Consider the following 18,280-nt stretch of genomic DNA (forward strand, 5'->3'; position numbering starts at 1 on the left):
GGCACGCTGTTGAGTTCTCAAGGAACGGTCGCTTCCTTTGTACTCACCCTCTCGGGCTTTCCTCCGGGCGCTTCCCTTCGGTCTTGCGTTTCCGAGTCTATCAGATCTTTTCTCGATCCGATTTCCTCGGTGCTTTCCAGGTTCCCGCTTCCGCGTTTCCCTTTCCGGCGGTTCCGACTCTATCAGACCCTTTCGGTGTCTGACTCCCAGTCAGGGGGGCCTGTCCTCCCGGCCGTTCGGCCGTTCCGACGTCTCAAACCTTAGCGGATCCGTCCGGCGATTCCCAATCGGGCCGCCGCGTTCCTATTCGAATTGAATTCGAGCATGCCGAAATCAATCCGGTCAGGAGATCGTGCTGGTGTTTGAGGGTGCCGCTCGGGGCGGCTGAGGTGCCGTCGCAGAACCGTTACGGCTCTGCGGCAACCCGAAGAACTCTACGGATCGAGCAAGGGCGTGTCAACACCCTGCTGTCAAGATCTTTTATGTCCGCCGCGGTGACGGTTCAGTCGAGGTCGCTGAGCCGGCCGCCGGCGTCCGGCTGGGCGTGTTCCACCCTGCGCAGGAGGCGGGTGAGGACCTCACCGAGCACCACGCGCTCCACGGGGGTGAGGTCCTGGAGCAGGTCCTCCTCGAACACGGTCGCCATCCGCATCGCCTCCAGCCACTTCTCGCGCCCGTCGGGCGTCAGCTCGACGATGACCCGGACGCGGTTGGACTCGTCGCGCTCCCGGGTGACCAAGCCCTCGGCGACCATGCGGTCGATCCGGTGGGTCATCGCGGCCGGCGTGAGGCCGAGCCGCTTGGCCAGTTCGCCGGGGCCCATGCGGTACGGGGCGCCGGAGAGGACGAGCGCCTTGAGGACCTCCCACTCGGCGTTGCTGATGCCGAGGGCGGCGGTCTGGCGGCCGTACGCGACGTTCATGCGGCGGTTCAGCCGGGAGAGCGCCGACACGATCTTCTCGACCTGGGGATCGAGGTCCTGGAACTCGCGCTGGTAGGCGGCGATCTGTTCTTCGAGTGTCGGCTCGGCGACGCCGGGAGTGTCGGCCATGGACGCAGTATCGCACGCACCTGCTTTGCCTCGAAGTCCTTCGATGTGTATTTTTTAGCTTCGAAGTCTTCAGGTCTAACTAGTGGAAGAGGTGAACGTGACCAGGGCGATGGGCGCAGCGATGCGCCGGATCCACGTGGGTAACGCACTCAGCGCGTTCGGGCTCGGCTTCACCGTCCCCTACCTGTACGTCTATGTGGCGCAGGTGCGGGGACTGGGAGCCATGACAGCGGGACTGGTGCTCGCCGTCTTCGCCGTGGCCGCGCTGATCGTGCTGCCGTTCGCCGGCCGGGCGATCGTGCGGCGCGGCCCGCTGCCGGTCCTGGTCGCCGCGCTGGTGACCGCCGCCCTCGGCGCGCTGAGCCTCGGTCTCGCGGGCAGTGCCGGCACCGTACTGACGGCCGCGGCGGCCCTCGGCGCCGGACAGGCCGTGATGCAGCCGGCCCTGGCGACGATGATCGTGGACTGCTCGACGGCCGACACCCGCTCGCGGGCGTTCGCGACGCAGTTCTTCCTCCAGAACCTGGGGCTCGGCGTCGGCGGTCTCATCGGCGGCCATCTCGTCGACACCACCCGCGTGTCCTCGTTCACGCTGCTGTTCGCGATCGAGGCGGCCATGTTCCTGTTGCTGGTCGGCGTGATGGCGACCGTGCGGATGCCGCGTTCGCCGCGGATCGAGGACGCGCCCACGCGGTCGGCGAAGGGCAGCTGGAAGCAGCTGCTCGGGAACCGGACGATGGTGCAGCTGTGCGTGCTGGGCTTCGTGCTGTTCTTCGCCTGTTACGGACAGTTCGAGTCGGGGCTGAGCGCGTACGGCGTGGAGGCCGCCGGGATATCCACCTCCGCGCTGGGGACGGCGCTGGCCGCGAACACGCTGATGATCGTGGTGGCCCAGTTCGCCGTGCTGAAGTTCGTGGAGCGGCGGCGCCGGTCCCGGGTGATCGCCGGCGTCGGACTGATCTGGGCCGTGGCCTGGCTGGCCGCCGGGTACGCGGGGCTGGGGCACGGCAGCCAGGAGATGGCCACGGCCGCGTTCGTGTCGACGTACGCGCTGTTCGGTCTGGGCGAGGCGATGCTGTCGCCGACGGTCGCGCCGCTGGTCGCCGATCTGGCACCGGAGGGCATGGCCGGGCAGTACAACTCGGCGTTCGCGCTGGTCAAGCAGTTGGCGCTGGCGGTCGGCCCGGCGGTGGGCGGCCCCCTGGGTGCCTCGCTGCCCGCGCCGTACGTCGTGACCTTCCTGCTGTTCTCGCTGGGGATCACCTACCTGGCGCTGCGGCTGGGGCGGCAGCTCACCGCCGTACAGGACCGGCCGTGGCTGGCGCGGACCAGCCGGGTGGTCACCCGCGGCGGGACGCCCGCGGAGCAGGTGGCCGCGGAGGCGTGAGGCGCCCGTGCCCGTCGCCGGCCGCGCGCGGCGACGACGGCCGGGCGGGGCCGGAGCCCGGCGGTGTTCAGCGCTTGGGCAGCAGGAACTCGCACCACACCGCTTTGCCGCCGCCCGGGGTGCGGCGGGAGCCCCAGCTGGTGGCGATCGTCGCCACGATCGCGATGCCCCGGCCGGACTCGTCGCCGGGTTCGGCGCGGCGGCGCCGGGGCAGGTGGTCGTCGCCGTCGGTGACCTCCACGATGAGGCGGCGGTCGGTGCGGCGGAGTCTGAGCCGCATGGGCGGGATGCCGTGCTGGAGGCTGTTGGCGACCAGTTCGCTGGCGGCGAGGACCCCGAGGTCGTGCAGCTCGGCGGGGAAGCGCCAGCTGGTGAGGACGCCGGAGGCGAAGGCACGCGCGCGGGGGGCCGCTTCGACACCGCCGAGGAGTTCCAGGGCCGCGTTGCGGAAGAGGTCACCGTCGGGGCCCGTACGGGCGGGGTGCTGGAGGACGAGGACGGCCACGTCGTCGTCGTGGTCGGCGGTCACCCCGGCCGAGCGGACCAGGCGGTCGCAGACGACCTGCGGGGTGCCGGTGGCCCCGGCGAGGGCGCCGGCGAGCGAGGCGATGCCCTCGTCCAGGTCGGCGTCCCGGCGCTCGACCAGGCCGTCCGTGTACAGGACGGCCGTGGCGCCGGGGCCGAGGGCGATGGAGCCGGAGGAGTGCATCCAGCCGCCGGTGCCGAGGGGCGGTCCGGTGGGTTCGTCGGTGCGGGAGACGGTGCCGTTCTCGTCGCGGACCAGGATCGGCAGATGGCCCGCGGAGGCGTACACGAGGCGGCCCTCGTTTGGGTCGTGGACTGCGTAGCAGCAGGTGGCGATCTGGTGGGGGTCGATCTCGCCGGCGAGGCCGTCCAGGAGCTGGAGCACCTCGTGCGGGGGCAGGTCCAGGCGGGCGTAGGCGCGGACGGCCGTGCGGAGCTGTCCCATGACGGCGGCGGCGCGCACCCCTCGGCCCATGACGTCACCGATGACCAGGGCGGTGCGGCCGCCGCCGAGGGTGATCACGTCGTACCAGTCGCCGCCGACCGCCGCCTCGGTGCCGCCGGGCTGGTAGGTGGCGGCGATGCGCAGGTCGTCGGGCTGTTCCAGTTCCTGGGGGAGCAGGGAGCGCTGGAGGGTGACGGCGGTCTCCCGCTGGCGGCGCTCGCTGGCGCGCAGGCGTTCGGCGGCCTCGGCGTGGTCGGTGACGTCCGTGGCGAAGACCAGTACGCCCGCGCCGCGGGCGCCGTCCTCGGCGACGGGGGTGCAGGTGAAGGTGTACGAGCGGCCGTCGACGGCCTTGCGGGACTTCAGGGTGCGGGGTCTGCCGCTGCGCAGCACCTGGTCGAGTAGCGGGAGCAGGCCCAGTTCGGCGAGTTCGGGCAGGGCCTCGCGGGCGGGGGCGCAGGTGGGCCGGGTGCCGAAGGCCGCCGTGTAGGCGTCGTTGACGTAGGCGATGCGGTGGTCCGGGCCGTGGACGAGGGCCACGAGGGCCGGGACGCGGTCGAGCACTTCACGCGCGGGCAGTTCGTCGACCGCGGGCACCGGGGAGGTGCCGTCGGCGGACCGTTCGGCGCGGGCCGCGGGCACGGAGCCTTCTCCCCGCCGGTCCGGGGGGACCGCCGTCTCGGTCCGCGCGGCGGCGCGGCGCTGCGTTCCGGGGAGCCGGGCGCTCCAGCGCGTGAAGTTCACTTGGGGAAGGCCTCGTGGGTGCTGGGGCGGGCGGGTGGCCCGTCCGATGTCGTGGGGCAGTCTGGCAGGGAGCGGGCCGCGGCGGGCGACAACCGTCAGACGCCGGGCCGCGCCGTGGAGTTCCCGGGTCGGGTCAGGACGACCCCTTCGGGTCGTCGGAGGGGTCGTGAGGGAGCTTTCCACCGGCCGCCAGTTCGAATTCCGCTCGGGGATGTTCGAGTGAGCCGAGCGAGACGATCTCGCGTTTGAAGAGCCCGGCGAGGATCCATTCGGCGAGCACCCGGGCCTTGCGGTTGAAGGTGGGCACCCGGCTGAGGTGGTAGACGCGGTGCATGAACCAGGCAGGGTAGCCCTTCAGCCGGCGCCCGTAGACCTGGGCGACACCCTTGTGCAGGCCGAGGGAGGCGACCGAGCCGACGTACTTGTGCGCGTACGTCTCCAGGGGCTCGCCGCGCAGGGAGTGTGCGATGTTGTCGCCGAGGGTGCGGGCCTGGCGGACCGCGTGCTGGGCGTTGGGGGCGGTCTCGGTGCCGGGTACGGCGGCCGTGACGTCGGGCACGGCGGCGGCGTCGCCCGCGGCCCAGGCGTGTTCCGTGCCGTCGACCGTCAGCCGGGCCGTGCACCTGAGCCGGCCGCGGTCGGTGCGCGGGAGGCCGGTGGCGGCGAGCAGCGGGTGCGGTCGGACGCCGGCGGTCCACACGACCGTACGGGTCGGGAAGCGCTGGCCGTCGCTGAGGACGGCGACGCGGCCGGCGCAGGACTCCAGGCGGGTGTCGAGCAGCACCTGGATGTTGCGGCGGCGCAGCTGGGTGACGGTGTAGCGGCCCATCTCCGCGCCGACCTCGGGGAGGATGCGGTCGGTGGCCTCCACGAGGATCCACCTCATGTCCTCGGGGCGGATGTTGTGGTAGTAGCGCGCGGCGTAGCGGGCCATGTCCTCCAGCTCGCCGAGGGCCTCCACGCCCGCGTAGCCGCCGCCGACGAACACGAAGGTCAGGGCCGCGTCGCGGATGGCGGGGTCGCGGGTGGAGGAGGCGATGTCCATCTGTTCGATGACGTGGTTGCGCAGGCCGATGGCCTCCTCGACGGTCTTGAACCCGATGCCGTACTCCGCGAGGCCGGGGATGGGCAGGGCGCGGGAGACCGAGCCGGGGGCGAGCACGAGTTCGTCGTAACGGAGGAGTTCTGCGGGTCGGCCCCCCTCCGCGGTGGCGAGCGTGGTGACGGTGGCGGTGCGGGTCGCGTGGTCGACGGACGTCACCTCGCCGATGATCACGTGACAGCGGTCCAGGACGCGGCGCAGCGGGACGACGACATGCCGCGGGGAGATCGAGCCCGCGGCGGCCTCCGGAAGGAACGGCTGGTACGTCATGTACGGGTCGGGAGTGACGACCGTGATGTCGACCTCGCCCCTCCGCAGCTCGCCCTTCAGCTTCCGCTGGAGGCGCAGGGCCGTGTACATCCCGACGTAGCCGCCGCCGACAACCAGAATGCGCGCACGTTCCTTCACCGTCCCATGACGCACCCGGCGCTCTTGTTTGTCCACAGCCCCGGCAATTTGTGTGACCGGCGGCCCCGTGTGCGCGAGGTCGGCCGCGGTGTCCGTGCAGGACGAATCGGGGCAGGTCAGTGGGGGCGGGCGACAGTGCACGAAGGGGCGCAATCGGGGCGTACGTGTCCCGTACTCCGATCGGGGGGCGCTCTGTGCGGAACCTGCCCCTTCTGAATTGACTGTCTCTCAACTATGTTCGTGTGTCGACGGGGTGTAGGGACTGTGGTCGAGCGGGTCCGCGACGGGCGGGTCCGGTCGGGACCGATGCCATATCCGCGCACTTCGCATTCAGTGGCGGGGAGTCTCCGGGGGGAGACGTCATTACCGGGGGAAACACATGCATGTTCAGGACACGCATTGGACATCTACGGCCACCATCACGCCCGGTGGCCAGGCGATGACCGCGGCGAGGGGCAACGGGCGCGCCGACGGGGCACGTACGACACCGCTGCGGGTGGACGCACAGCGCAATCTGGAGCACGTGCTGCGCGCGGCGCGTGAGGTGTTCGGCGAGCTGGGCTACGGCGCGCCGATGGAGGACGTGGCGCGGCGCGCCCGGGTCGGGGTCGGCACGGTGTACCGGCGCTTCCCGAGCAAGGACGTGCTGGTCCGGCGGATCGCCCAGGAGGAGACGGCACGGCTGACCGAGCAGGCGCGGACCGCGCTCGGGCAGGAGGACGAACCGTGGTCGGCTCTGTCGCGGTTCCTGCGGACGTCCGTGGCGTCGGGGGCCGGGCGGCTGCTGCCGCCGCAGGTCCTGCGGGTCGGCTCCGGCGGTCCGGCCGAGCCGGAGACGTCGGGTGGTCCGGCCGGCCCGGTGGGGGTCGTCCCACCGGCCGGCGCGGTCGCGCCGATCCCCTCGGCCGCCTCGGTCGCTTTGGCCGAGGAGCCACGGGTGCCCCAGCAGCGGGCGCAGTCCGGGGGCGGTGAGCTGCGGCTGGTGGCGGACGAGATCTCGCTGACGGCCGACGACACCGGGGCCGGGGCGTTGCTCGACCTGGTCGGACAGCTGGTGGATCGGGCGCGGGCGGCGGGTGAGCTGCGGGCGGACGTCTCCGTGGGCGACGTGCTGCTGGTGATCGCCACGGCGGCGCCGTCCCTGCCGGACGCGGCACAGCAGGCGGCGGCGTCCGCGCGGCTGCTGGACATCCTGCTGGAGGGGCTGCGGTCCCGGCCGGCGTGACGTCCCACCGCTCGCTTCGGTCCCGCAGTCGGCGGGATGCCGTCTCCCACCCGCACCCGTACGGCTGTCACAGTCGTACGGGTGCGGGTGTCTTCCGCGAAGCGCCGTCGCCGTGGGTGCCGTGGGGGTGTTCGAGTGGGGTGGGAGGAAGTCCGCTCGGACGAGTGGATGGGCGCTGCGACGGGGTCTCCGGGCGGACGCGCTGTGGCACTGTGAGCCGGTGACGGGTTGGGCTGGGCCGGTGTCGGGGGCTGTCCGTGGTGGGCGTTGACGGGTGGGGCGGGTCGCGCGGTGACGACGGGGACCCGGAAGCACGCGGGCTGACCTCACCTCATGTACCCCATCAGGGCGGACGCCCAGCTGCCGTCGGCGGCCCGGGGGACGAGAGCGTGCCGGCCCAGCGCGAGGGAAGCGTCCTGCCGCCGCCCCGGCGGACACCCCCCGCCGACGGCGAGTTGATCGAACGGATGCGCGCCGGGGACGACTCGGCCTACGCGGAGCTGTACCGGCGGCACGCCGACGCGGTACGGCGGTACGCGCGCGGCTGCTGCCGGGACGCGCACACCGCCGACGATCTCGCCGCCGAGGTGTTCGCGCGGATGCTGCAAGCGGTGCGGGGCGGGTCGGGTCCGGAACACGCCGTACGGGCCTATCTGCTGACGTCCGTGCGGCGCGTCGCCGCGCACTGGACCCGGTCCGCCCGGCGCGAGCAGCTCGTCGACGACTTCGCCGTCTTCGCCCAGCAGGCCGCACGGGCCACGGAGGTACCCGGCGACGGCACCGTCGCGCTCGGCGCCGACGTGCGCGCCCTGCACGAGGCCGAGCAGTCCATGGCCATGCGGGCCTTCCGCTCGCTGCCCGAACGCTGGCAGGCCGTGCTGTGGCACACCGAGGTGGAGGACGAGTCCCCCAGCGAGGTCGCCGTGCTGTTCGGCCTGGACGCCAACGGCACCCGGGTGCTGGCCAGCCGCGCCCGGGAAGGGCTGAAGCAGGCCTACCTCCAGGCCCATGTGAGCGACGCCCTCGCCCAGGACGAGGAGTGCGCCCGCTACGCCGACCAGCTCGGCACGTACGCCCGCCGCAAACTGCGTGTCCGCGCCGAGCGGGGCCTGCGCACACACCTGGCGGAGTGCGCCAGGTGCAGGCTGGCGGCGGCGCAGATCGAGGAGGTGGCCGGCGGTATCCCGGGCGTCGTACCGGTCGCGGTCATCGGCTGGTTCGGGGCCGCCGGGTACGCCAAGGCCTTCGGCATCGTGGCCGGCAGCGCCGGGGCCGGGGCTGCCGGTGCCGCCGCCGCGGCCACCGGGTCGTCCGGCGGATCGGGCGTCGGGGCCGCGGCCTCGGAGGGGCTCGGCGCGCCGGTGAAGGCGGGCATCGCGGCCGGTGTCGTAGCGGTGGCCGCCGCGGCGGTGGCGCTGGCTCTGGTGAACGACGGGCATCCGGCGAAGGAGGCCGCCCGGCCACGGCCGCCCACGCCGATCGTGCGGTCGAAGGCGCCGGCGCCCCCGCCGCCGGCCCGGCCGAAGAGGCCGGCACAGCCGGCACATCCGGCACATCCGGCGCAGCTGGCACATCCGGCACATCCGGCACATCCGGCCCAGCCGGCACATCCGGTGAAGAGGAAGCCGGCGCCCGCACCCGCGGCCGTCACCCCGGAACCGACGGCGCCACCACCCCCGTCACCGGCCCCGGGCCCCTCGCCCGCACCGACGCCCACCCCTACGGCGAAGCCCGCGCCCACCCCGTCCCGGACGCCCGGCCCGGCTCCCGCACCACCGCCGGTGCCCGCCGTCTACCGGCTGAGCGAGCTGCGCTACGACCTCTACGGCGACGGCACCCGGCCGGAGATCGCCCTGGGCGGCAGCAGCTGGGTGTGGCAGCGGTACGGCATGTCGGCCGGCGGCAGCCGGTACGCGCACGGGGTGACCGTGTCCGGCCGGTCCTCCGTCACCATCGCCCTCAACCGCCGGTGCACCGCCTACGACGCGCTGGCCGGCGTCGACGACCTCACCCTCGGCCTCGGCAGGGTCTCGTTCTCCGTCTACGCCGACGGGGCACGGCTCTGGCGGTCCGCCCCGGTCGAGGGCCGCGACCGGGCCGTCCCCGTCCATGTGGACCTCACCGGCCGCCGGACCGTACGGCTCGTGGTGGAGCCGTACCGCACCGCCTTCGACCGGGCGGCGCTCGCGGACTGGGCGGAGTCCCGGTTCACCTGCTAGGCCGCGTCGGCCGGGGGTGCCCCGGCGTCAGTCGACGGCCACCGGGGCGCCCAGCTCACGCAGGACGTCCGCGACACCGAGGGCCGCGCCCCGGGCGGTCTCGGCCGCGTAGCGGCCGGCCGGGAGAGCCGCGCGGGCGCCCGCGCGCACCCGGGCGGCGTCACTGCGCTCCGGCTCGGGCCGACGGCGGCCGTCCCGCCAGTGGTCCGCGGCGGCGAACAGCCGGACGGCGCCCGGCAGATCACCGTGCCGGGCCAGCAGGCCGGCGGCGACGTCCACCAGCCCCGCCGTGATCGACTCGCCGCACCCCTGCTCCGCGGCCTCGCGCAGGGCCTCCCCCACGACCGGCAGGGCGTGCGCCGGACCCGACTCGTCGGCCGTGAGCAGCACTTCCACCGTGCGCTGGGCCGCCACGAACTGCGGGGGCGGGGTGCTGCCCCGCACGGCCGCGCACATCGCCTCGTACAGCTCGCGGGCGCGGGCGGTACTGCCGTCTTGCAGGGCGAGGTGGGCGCGCAGCAGCAGGACGAAGGCGCGTGACTCCGGCACCGTGTACCGATCGGCGGCCGTTTCTGCCGCATCCAAGGTGGTGAGCGCGGCCTTCCGGTCGCCGGAGCGGTAGGAGATCTCGGCGAGGCGGGCCAGCAGGAACGGGGACTCCGCGTACGCGCCGACCTCGTAGGCGAGCCGCAGGGCCTCCTCGTACTCGGCGCGCGCCTCGTCGAACCGGCCGCGGGCCATGGCCGCCTCGCCGGCCGCGCCGCACACCTGGGCCCGCATCCAGCGGTCACCGACGCGCCGGCTCAGCTGCCGCAGCTCGGCCAGGTCCTCGTCGACGCCTTCGAGGTTGCCCGGCGAGTCGACGGTCACGTGGGTGCGGAACATCAGGGCGACCCCGACCTCCCAGGGACCGCCGTGGCGGCGGCAGTTGGCGACGGCCTGCGTCAGGTCCGGGCGGACGTCGGCCGGGCCGCCCAGGTAGTGGGCGGTCAGCGGCCAGACCAGGCCCGGGAGCCGGGCCGCCCGCGGGCCGCCCGGTTCGTAGGCGGCGCGCACGCGCGCGATGTACCGCGGCGCCCGGCCGTCGGCCGTGAGGCTCTCCGTCCCCGAGTCGGACGTCAGGAACAGGTCGAGCATGCGCAGGTCCGTCCGCAGCTCGTGCAGCGGATGCCCGGCCTCGCCGTCCGGGGCGGCGAGGAAGGCGCCGACCGGATCGGCCGACTCGGTGAGCGCCATCAGGTCGCCCGCGGGCGCGCCGGCGGCCACGGCGTCCAGGGCGACGCCCAGGCGGAGGACCAGCCGCACCCACGCCACGGCCTCCTGGCGGTGGTTGCGCAGCCACCAGAACCAGCCGATGGCCAGGACGACGGCGCCCGCCCCGGCCTCGTCGCCCGCGCGCACCGCGCGGTCCAGGGCCGCGCGGACGTTGTCCAGCTCGGTCTCCAGCCGGGAGATCCAGGGCAGCTGGGCCGCCGACCGTAGTCGCGGCTCCGCCTCCTCCACCAGCGCCCGCACCCACGCGCGGTGGCGTCGCTCGGCCGCCGCGCGCAGGCCGGGGACCTCGGCGGCACGCTCGGTGGCGTACTCGTGGATGGTCTCCAGCATGCGGTAACGCATGCCGGAGGCGGCGCCGTCGGGGCCGTGCGGGGCGGCGACCACGAGGGACTTGTCGACCAGCGCGCCCATCAGTTCCGCCACCGGGCCGGTGCACACGGCCTCGGCCGCCGCGATGTCCCAGCCGCCGGCGAACACCGACACCTCGCGCAGGACCGTTCGTTCCCCCTCGTCCAGCAGGTCCCAGGACCAGTCGACGACCGCGCGCAGGGTCTGCTGGCGGGGCAGGACCGTGCGGCTGCCGGCGGTGAGCAGGCGGAAGCGGTCGTCCAGCCGGTCGGCGATCTGGCGTGGGGTCAGCAGCCTGAGCCGGGCCGCGGCCAGCTCGATGGCGAGCGGCAGCCCGTCCAGGCGGCGGCAGATCTCCGTCACGGCCGCGGTGTCGCCGAGCACGGCGTCGGCGTCGGGGCGGACGGCCTTCGCGCGCTCGGCGAAGAGGTGGTGCGCCTGCTCCGGGGCGAGGGGCTCGACCGGGCGCACCGACTCGCCGGGGACGCCCAGGGGTTCACGGCTGGTCGCGAGGATCGTGAGGCCGGGGCAGTGGGTGAGGAGGGTCTCGGCCAGGGCGGCCGCCGCGCCGATGACGTGCTCGCAGTTGTCGAGGACCAGGAGTTGGCTGCGCGGGGCGCAGTACTCGACCAGCAGGGCCGTGGGGTCGGCCTGCGGGGTCGCCCGTTCGTTGCCCAGCAGCACGGTCTCGCGCAGGCCGAGGGCGCTGACCACCGCGTCGGGCACCGCCTCCGGCCGGTCGAGCGGGGCCAGCTCGGCCATCCGGGCCGAGGGGAACGCGGCGGCGGCCTCCTCGGCGAGGCGGGTCTTCCCGGAGCCGCCCGGTCCGGTGAGCGTGACCAGGCGGGCCCTGTGCACATCCGAACGAATGGCCGCCAGCTCCGGTTCCCGGCCGACGAAGGACGTCAGACGGGGACGGAGATTCCCGGTGCGCTCGGGAGGCCGACCGCGGTGCGGCACCTCCGGGTGCGCACGGTCCGCCGGGTTCTCCTGTTGCAGCAACGCGGTGTGGAGGGCGCGGAGTTCCGGGCCGGGGTCGGCGCCCAGGGTGTCGGCGAGGGTGCGGCGGACGGACTCGTAGGCGGCGAGGGCGTCGGCCGGGCGGCCCGCGTCCCGCAGGGCGCGGATGAGGAGGGCGTGCAGGGGTTCGTCGTACGGGTGCGCCGTGGCCAGTTCCCTCAGCTCCGGTACGGCCTCCCGGGCGCGGCCGAGGGCGAGCGCGGCGGCGGCGCGGGCGCGGGCCGCGTCCAGACGGAGGGCGTCCGGGCGGGTGGCGGCGGTGCGGTCGGGGAGGTCGGCGAGAGCCGGGCCGTGCCAGAGGGCGAGGGCCTCGGTGAGCGTGCGGTGGGCGGTGGCCGGGTCGCCGGCGGCGAGGGCGTCGGTGCCGGCGCGGGTGAGCCGCTCGAAGACGTGGAGGTCCACGTCGTCCTCGGCCGCTTCCAGCCGGTAGCCGCCGGGCGCGGAGGTGACGGCGTCCCTGCCGAGGGTACGGCGGAGACGGCCGACGAGCGCCTGGAGGGCGGCGGGGGCGTCCTGGGGCGGGTCGTCCGCCCAGATCTCGCCGATGAGGGTGTCGGGGGTGGTGGTGCGGCCGGGACGCAGGGCGAGGGCGGCGAGGAGCGTACGGAGGCGTGGGCCGCCGATGGGCAGGGGGGCGCCCTGATTGTCCGCTGCCTGGGTCACCCCCAGGATTCTGTACCGCACCGGGTCATTGTCGCGGGGAGGCGGCAGCCGAGGCACGGGGGTTTCCGACGGGCGGGTCACCACCACCGGGCGGGGTCCGACCCGCTCAGCCCCTCCAACGGCCCCGGCGCTGTCCCTGGACGGGTCCCACCCGCTCACCCCCTCCAACGGGGACCCCGGCGCTGTCCTCGGGCGGGGGCCGGGTCACTCACCCGCGCTCGCGGGGCGCCGCCGCGCCCACCCGTGCCGCCCCAGCGGCACGACTGCCCGCGGAGACGGTGCGGATGCACGCACGCCCGGCTCACACCCCCGGTGTCAGTGCCCCCCGCCTCGGCTGGATCCCGGAGGGCACCGCCCGGGAGCGGGAGGGCGTGCCCGTCCAGCACGTGCCGCGGCGGGCGAGCAGGCGGTGGAGCCAGAGTTCGAGGGAGACGAGGCCGGCGAGCCCGTCCAGGGGCAGGGGGTCGCCCGCCGCGGCGGTGCGCAGGGCCTTGCGGACGACGCGGGCCTCGACCAGCCCGGCGTCGGCCAGGAGGGGGCTGGAGAAGAGGTCCACGAGGGAGTCGGCGGCGACGCGGAGACCCGCGCGGGCGGCTGCCGCCGAGGAGCCGTGGGAGGGGGTGCCCCAGCCGGGCGGGAGGTCGGTGACGCCGGAGCCCGCCAGGACCGTACGGAGGATGGCGGCCCGCGCGCCGGGCTGGACGCGCAGGGCTTCGGGGAGGGCGCGGCAGGCGCGGACGACCTGGTTGTCGAGGAACGGCGCGTGCAGCCGCTGGGAGCGGACCTCCGCGGCCTGCTCCAGCACGCGGAGGTCGGCGGCGTGCCGGGCGAGCGCCGCACGCGCGCGGTAGTCGCCGGGCCGCTGCGCACCGGTCCCGGAGCGGTCGGCCTCCGCCTGGAGCAGAACCGATACTTCAGCCAGCGCCTCACCCGTCAGCCAGCGGGCGGCCGGCCCCGGTCCGGCCCAGGTCAGCGCGGCGAGCGACGCGCCGACCGCGCCCTTGGGCTCGTCGAAGCGGCGCCGCATGAGCCGCTCGGCCAGCGCCTCCAGGCCCGCCCGGTAGGGGGTGCGGGCGAGCCGCCGGGCCGCGCCGTACACGCGCGCGGGGACCATCACCGAACCGTCGGCCCGGGCGAGCGCGGCGACCGGCCGGACCAGGTTGCGTCGCCGGCGGTCCATCAGGAGGTCGGCGAGACGGGCGGGGTGGGCGTCCAGGACCTGGCGGGCGCCGTGGCCGGTGAAGTGGTCGGCGCTGCCGGCGGCGAGCCGGGCGCGGTGCCGGGCGGCCAGCACCAGGGAGGAGCCGGGTTCGTCGGTCAGGGGGCCGTCGAGTCCGGCGTAGGGCAGGGTCTCCTCGCCGCCGGTGACCACGACGTGGTGCAGGCGGGGGTTGGCGGCGAGGGCGCCGGCGCGCTGGAGTTCGGCCTCGCGGCCGGCCACGGCGAGGTCGTTGAAGGTGACGGCGAGGAGCCGTTCGCCCGCGCCCGTGCCGTGGCCGAGGAGCGTGCCGGGTCTGCCGGGCAGCCCGGCCGCCAGCAGCGCGAGGGTGCCGGAGGCGGGTCCGCCGGACAGGTCGGCGCCGATGCCGGGCACCGGCATCCCGCGTGCGGCCCGGCGCTCGGCGGGTCCCATGCCGGGCACCGGCCCGGGGTCGAGGTCGGGCACGTGCCGGGGTGCGGAGAGCCGGGTGCGGACGGCCTCCACGAGGGCGTCCCGTACGGCGTCCACGGCGCGGTCGGGGTCGGCCGTGGGCGCGGCCACGGCGAGGGAGGCGACCGGCTCGTACCCGGCGATCTCCCGCGCTCCGGCGCGCAGCACCAGCGCGTGTCCCGGCGGGATGCGCCGTACGCCCTCGTACGGGGTGGTGTCGCGCAGCGCGGCCGGTACGTCGGGGGCGGCGAGCAGGGCGGCGAGGTGGGTGAAGTCGAGGTTGGCCTCGATGAGGTCGGCGAGGGGCAGCGCGGCCGTGGCGTAGGCCGTACCGCCGGCCCAGGGGGTGTGGAACACGGGCCGGGCGCCCGCGAGATCACCGCAGACGGTGATGCGGCGGCCGGCCTGGACGACGGCCGTGTAGCTGCCGGGCCAGCCGGTCAGATGGCGCAGGGCACCTCCGCGCGCGGTGACCAGGCCGCGCCGCAGTTCCTCGTCGGTGGCGCCGCAGATGCCGAGGACGGCGATGCGGTGCTGCGGGTCGGCGTGCACCACGCGGACCTCGTCCGGGCGCCAGTCGCCGACGGCCCACAGCGGGTCCGGGTCGCCCCACAGGAGCTGTGATCCGACCGGGCGCAGGGTTTCGCCGTCGTATCCGGTGGCACCCGCGGTACCGGTCCCGGCGGTGCCCGCGGCGGTGCTGCTCCACCCCACCAACCACCGCATCGACGCCTCCACACGCTGTGGACAACCAGTGCACCGTACGAACCGGATCCCCATGCTGCCATGAAGAACGCGCCGGGGTGGGGCGGCGGCGCCGCCTTGGACCGGGGGAAGTTCGTGGCACGTGCCAGGGGAGTTGGCCGGTGGCCCGGGCGGGCGAGGAGATCTTGTTCCGGGCGGTGTCCGGCGGGTGCGGCGCGAATGCGCCCCCAGTGCGCGCCCCCAAACCGCCCCACGCGCCCTCAAGTTACGTGGTGGGAGCGGAAATCCGCGGCCCGGAAAGGGGGTCGGTTTTCGGCCAATTACGCAGAGCGGCAACGGAGATGAGCACGCTCCGTACAGGCCTGCGGAGCGCGCGGCGGCGCGCGCGCGACGCACAGTCCGGGAGGCGGGCATCGCCTCCCGGACCGGTCCGCCACCCGCGGGGATGAAGGTGGCGGTGTCCCCCAGCCCACTGGATCCAGTACAGCGGGCCGACCCACGCAGAAGCCATGGAACCGTTCCCCCGGTGGCCGGAGAAGAGCGCACGGACGGGCGCACGGCCACATGCGCGGGGGCACGCGACGGCGGGCCGTGCACGGTGCGTACAGGACCGTACTGCCGTACGGACCACAATCCCGCCATCCGGAAGAATGCCCCTTAACGCTTGGGATGCGGCGAACTACGCTGGGTTTACGAATGCCGCGCGGTTATGCCATCGCGGCAGCCGTCTGTGTCGAGGGGTGGCGCATGTCCAGGGAGCAACGCGGGCCGAACGAAAAACTCGGCGCCGTTCTCGCCCTCGCGGGAATCAGCAACGCAGGACTCGCGCGGCGCGTGAACGACCTGGGCGCCCAGCGCGGGTTGACGCTTCGCTACGACAAGACGTCGGTGGCGCGCTGGGTGTCGAAGGGCATGGTGCCGCAGGGCGCGGCACCCCACCTCATCGCCGCTGCCATCGGGCAGAAACTCGGCCGCCCGGTGCCGTTGCACGAGATAGGCCTGGCGGACGCGGACCCGGCGCCCGAGGTGGGCCTCGCCTTCCCCAGGGACGTGGGACAGGCGGTGAAGTCGGCGACGGAGCTGTACCGCCTGGATCTCGCCGGCCGCCGCTCCGGCGCCGGCGGCATCTGGCAGTCGCTCGCCGGTTCGTTCGCGGTCAGCGCGTACGCGACGCCCGCCTCTCGATGGCTGATAACCCCCGCCGACAGCTCGGTCGCGCGCGAGTCGGCTTCCGCCGAGGAATCGGGCGCACCGCTCAAAGTCGGCCACAGCGATGTACAGAAGCTGCGGGAAGCCGCGGAGGACGCCAGGCGCTGGGACTCCAAATACGGAGGCGGCGACTGGCGTTCGTCCATGGTGCCGGAGTGCCTGCGGGTGGAGGCGGCGCCGCTGCTGCTCGGCTCCTACTCCGACGAGGTCGGCCGCGCCCTGTTCGGCGCCTCCGCCGAACTCACCCGGCTCGCCGGCTGGATGGCCTTCGACACCGGCCAGCAGGAGGCCGCCCAGCGGTACTACATCCAGGCGCTGCGCCTCGCGCGCGCGGCGGCCGACGTCCCCCTGGGCGGGTACGTCCTCGCCTCCATGTCGTTGCAGGCCACCTACCGGGGCTTCGGCGACGAGGGCGTGGATCTCGCGCAGGCGGCCCTGGAGCGCAACCGGGGGCTGGCGACCGCCCGCACCATGAGCTTCTTCCGGCTGATCGAGGCGCGGGCCCACGCGCGCGCGGGGGACGCGCAGGCGGCGGGCGCGGCGCTGAAGGCCGCCGAGGGGTGGCTGGAGCGGTCCAGGGAGGGCGACAACGACCCCTCCTGGCTCGGTTTCTACGGATACGACCGGTTCGCCGCCGACGCCGCCGAGTGCTACCGCGATCTGAAGGCGCCGCGGCAGGTGCGGCGGTTCACCGAGCAGGCGCTGTCGAAGCCGACGGAGGAGTTCGTACGCTCGCACGGGCTGCGGCTCGTCGTCTCGGCGGTGGCCGAACTGGAGTCGGGGAACCTCGACGCCGCCTGCGAGCAGGGGGTGCGTGCCGTGGAGGTGGCCGGACGGATCTCCTCCGCCCGCACCACCGAGTACGTGAAGGACCTGCTGCACCGCCTGGAGCCGTACGGGGACGAGCCGCGGGTGGTGGAGCTGCGGGAGCGGGCCCGGCCGCTGCTGGTGACCCCGGCGTAGCGGCACCGCCGCGTCCGCTGCCGGTGACGCCCCGGTGCGCCGGCACCGGACGGCGTTTGAGGCCACTGTCAGTGGCGCAGTGCACTATCGAGGGCGGAGGTGGTGCAGGTGCGGGCCGGGGCGTACGACTGTGATGTGCTCGTGATCGGTGGCGGGATCGTCGGGCTGTCGACGGCGTACGCGATCACGCGCGCCGCACCGGGCACGCGCGTGACGGTCCTGGAGAAGGAGCCCGGCCCGGCGCGGCACCAGACGGGGCGCAACAGCGGCGTCATCCACAGCGGGATCTACTACCGTCCGGGCTCCCTGAAGGCGCGGTACGCGGTGCGGGGCGCCGCGGAGATGGTGAAGTTCTGCGCCGAGTACGGCATCGCGCACGCCGTCACCGGCAAGCTGATCGTCGCGACCGAGCGGGAGGAGCTGCCGCGGCTGCACGCACTGGTGCAGCGGGGCCGCGAGAACGGCATCCCGGTGCGCGAGCTGGGAGCCGCGCAGATCGGCGAGTACGAGCCGGAGGTGCGCGGTCTCGCCGCCATACACGTGGGGACGACCGGGGTGTGCGACTTCGTGGGCGTCGCGCGCGAGCTGGCGCGGGCGTCCGGAGCTGAGATCCGGTACGGCGCGAGGGTCGTACGGGTGGACCGGCGGCCGGAGCGCGGCGTGGCCGTGCTCACCGCGGCCGGGGACGTCGTCCGCGCGCGCGTGCTGGTGAACTGCGCCGGGCTGCACTGCGACGAGGTGGCCCGCCTCACCGGGGACGGGCCCGGGATGCGGATCGTGCCGTTCCGCGGGGAGTACTACGAGCTGGCGCGGCCGGAGCTGGTGCGGGGACTGGTGTATCCGGTGCCGGATCCGGCGTTCCCGTTCCTCGGCGTGCATCTGACGCGCGGGATCGACGGGAGTGTGCACATCGGGCCGAACGCGGTCCCGGCGCTGGCCCGCGAGGGGTACGGCTGGGGGGTCGTACGGCCCCGGGAGCTGGCCGGGACGCTCGCGTGGCCGGGTTCGTGGACGATCGCCCGGCGGCACTGGCGGTACGGGGCGGGGGAGCTGCGGCGGTCGGTGTCCAGGAGAGCGTTCCTGGAGGCCGTGCGAAGACTGCTGCCCGGCGTGGAGGCCGGAGACCTGGTGCGGGCCCCCGCCGGGGTGCGGGCCCAGGCGGTGCTGCGGGACGGGACGCTGGTGGACGACTTCCTCATCGAGGAGGGGCCGCGGACCGTGCATGTGCTCAACGCGCCGTCCCCCGCGGCCACCGCGGCCCTGCCGATCGGCCGGGAGGTCGGACGCCGGGCGCTGGACCTGCTCGCGTAGGAGGGCGGCCTCGCCGGGCGCCGTAAAAT

The 18,280-nt window shown here is 74.6% G+C and carries 10 protein-coding genes; 5 read left to right on the forward strand and 5 right to left on the reverse strand.

Annotation, left to right across the window (positions count from 1 at the left end; genetic code table 11):
* Nucleotides 1-502: 502 nt before the first annotated feature.
* Entirely contained in the window at nt 503-1,051 is a 549-nt protein-coding gene (locus AB0F03_RS11495) for a MarR family transcriptional regulator (RefSeq protein WP_361989171.1), read from the reverse strand.
* 97 nt (nt 1,052-1,148) lie between these two features.
* On the opposite strand from AB0F03_RS11495, the gene AB0F03_RS11500 reads away from it, so the two are divergent.
* A complete protein-coding gene (locus AB0F03_RS11500; RefSeq protein ID WP_361989174.1) occupies nt 1,149-2,438 on the forward strand; it encodes an MFS transporter in 1,290 nt (429 codons plus the stop codon).
* Between the two features lie 67 nt (nt 2,439-2,505).
* On the opposite strand, the gene AB0F03_RS11505 is transcribed toward AB0F03_RS11500, so the two are convergent.
* Both AB0F03_RS11505 and AB0F03_RS11510 read right to left on the reverse strand, forming a co-directional pair.
* Nucleotides 2,506-4,152, reverse strand: a complete 1,647-nt coding sequence (locus AB0F03_RS11505) for a SpoIIE family protein phosphatase (RefSeq protein ID WP_361989177.1) — start codon at nt 4,150-4,152, stop codon at nt 2,506-2,508.
* Between the two features lie 133 nt (nt 4,153-4,285).
* Nucleotides 4,286-5,662: an NAD(P)/FAD-dependent oxidoreductase gene (locus AB0F03_RS11510; protein ID WP_361989180.1), complete on the reverse strand. Its 1,377-nt coding sequence runs from the start codon at nt 5,660-5,662 to the stop codon at nt 4,286-4,288.
* A gap of 379 nt (nt 5,663-6,041) precedes the next feature.
* On the opposite strand from AB0F03_RS11510, the gene AB0F03_RS11515 reads away from it, so the two are divergent.
* Complete coding sequence (locus AB0F03_RS11515; RefSeq protein ID WP_361989183.1) at nt 6,042-6,887, forward strand: TetR family transcriptional regulator; 846 nt, start codon at nt 6,042-6,044, stop codon at nt 6,885-6,887.
* 260 nt (nt 6,888-7,147) lie between these two features.
* The gene (locus AB0F03_RS11520; RefSeq protein ID WP_361989966.1) at nt 7,148-9,106 is read left to right on the forward strand and encodes a sigma-70 family RNA polymerase sigma factor; all 1,959 of its coding nucleotides are present in this window, start codon (nt 7,148-7,150) and stop codon (nt 9,104-9,106) included.
* Between the two features lie 27 nt (nt 9,107-9,133).
* Here the strand turns inward: AB0F03_RS11520 and AB0F03_RS11525 are convergent, their stop codons facing one another.
* Nucleotides 9,134-12,412, reverse strand: coding sequence for a BTAD domain-containing putative transcriptional regulator (locus AB0F03_RS11525; RefSeq protein WP_361989186.1), 3,279 nt, complete (start codon nt 12,410-12,412; stop codon nt 9,134-9,136).
* Between the two features lie 301 nt (nt 12,413-12,713).
* Nucleotides 12,714-14,789, reverse strand: coding sequence for an asparagine synthase-related protein (locus tag AB0F03_RS11530; protein WP_361989189.1), 2,076 nt, complete (start codon nt 14,787-14,789; stop codon nt 12,714-12,716).
* Between the two features lie 726 nt (nt 14,790-15,515).
* Between AB0F03_RS11530 and AB0F03_RS11535 the strand changes: the two genes are divergently transcribed.
* On the forward strand, nt 15,516-16,940 hold the full coding sequence (locus AB0F03_RS11535) for an MFS transporter (protein WP_361989192.1): 1,425 nt from the start codon (nt 15,516-15,518) through the stop codon (nt 16,938-16,940).
* Nucleotides 16,941-17,039: 99 nt separating this feature from the next.
* Nucleotides 17,040-18,251, forward strand: coding sequence for an L-2-hydroxyglutarate oxidase (lhgO, locus tag AB0F03_RS11540; protein WP_361989195.1), 1,212 nt, complete (start codon nt 17,040-17,042; stop codon nt 18,249-18,251).
* Nucleotides 18,252-18,280 lie beyond the last annotated feature (29 nt).

Source organism: Streptomyces sp. NPDC028722, assembly GCF_040637655.1.
Lineage (GTDB): Bacteria > Actinomycetota > Actinomycetes > Streptomycetales > Streptomycetaceae > Streptomyces.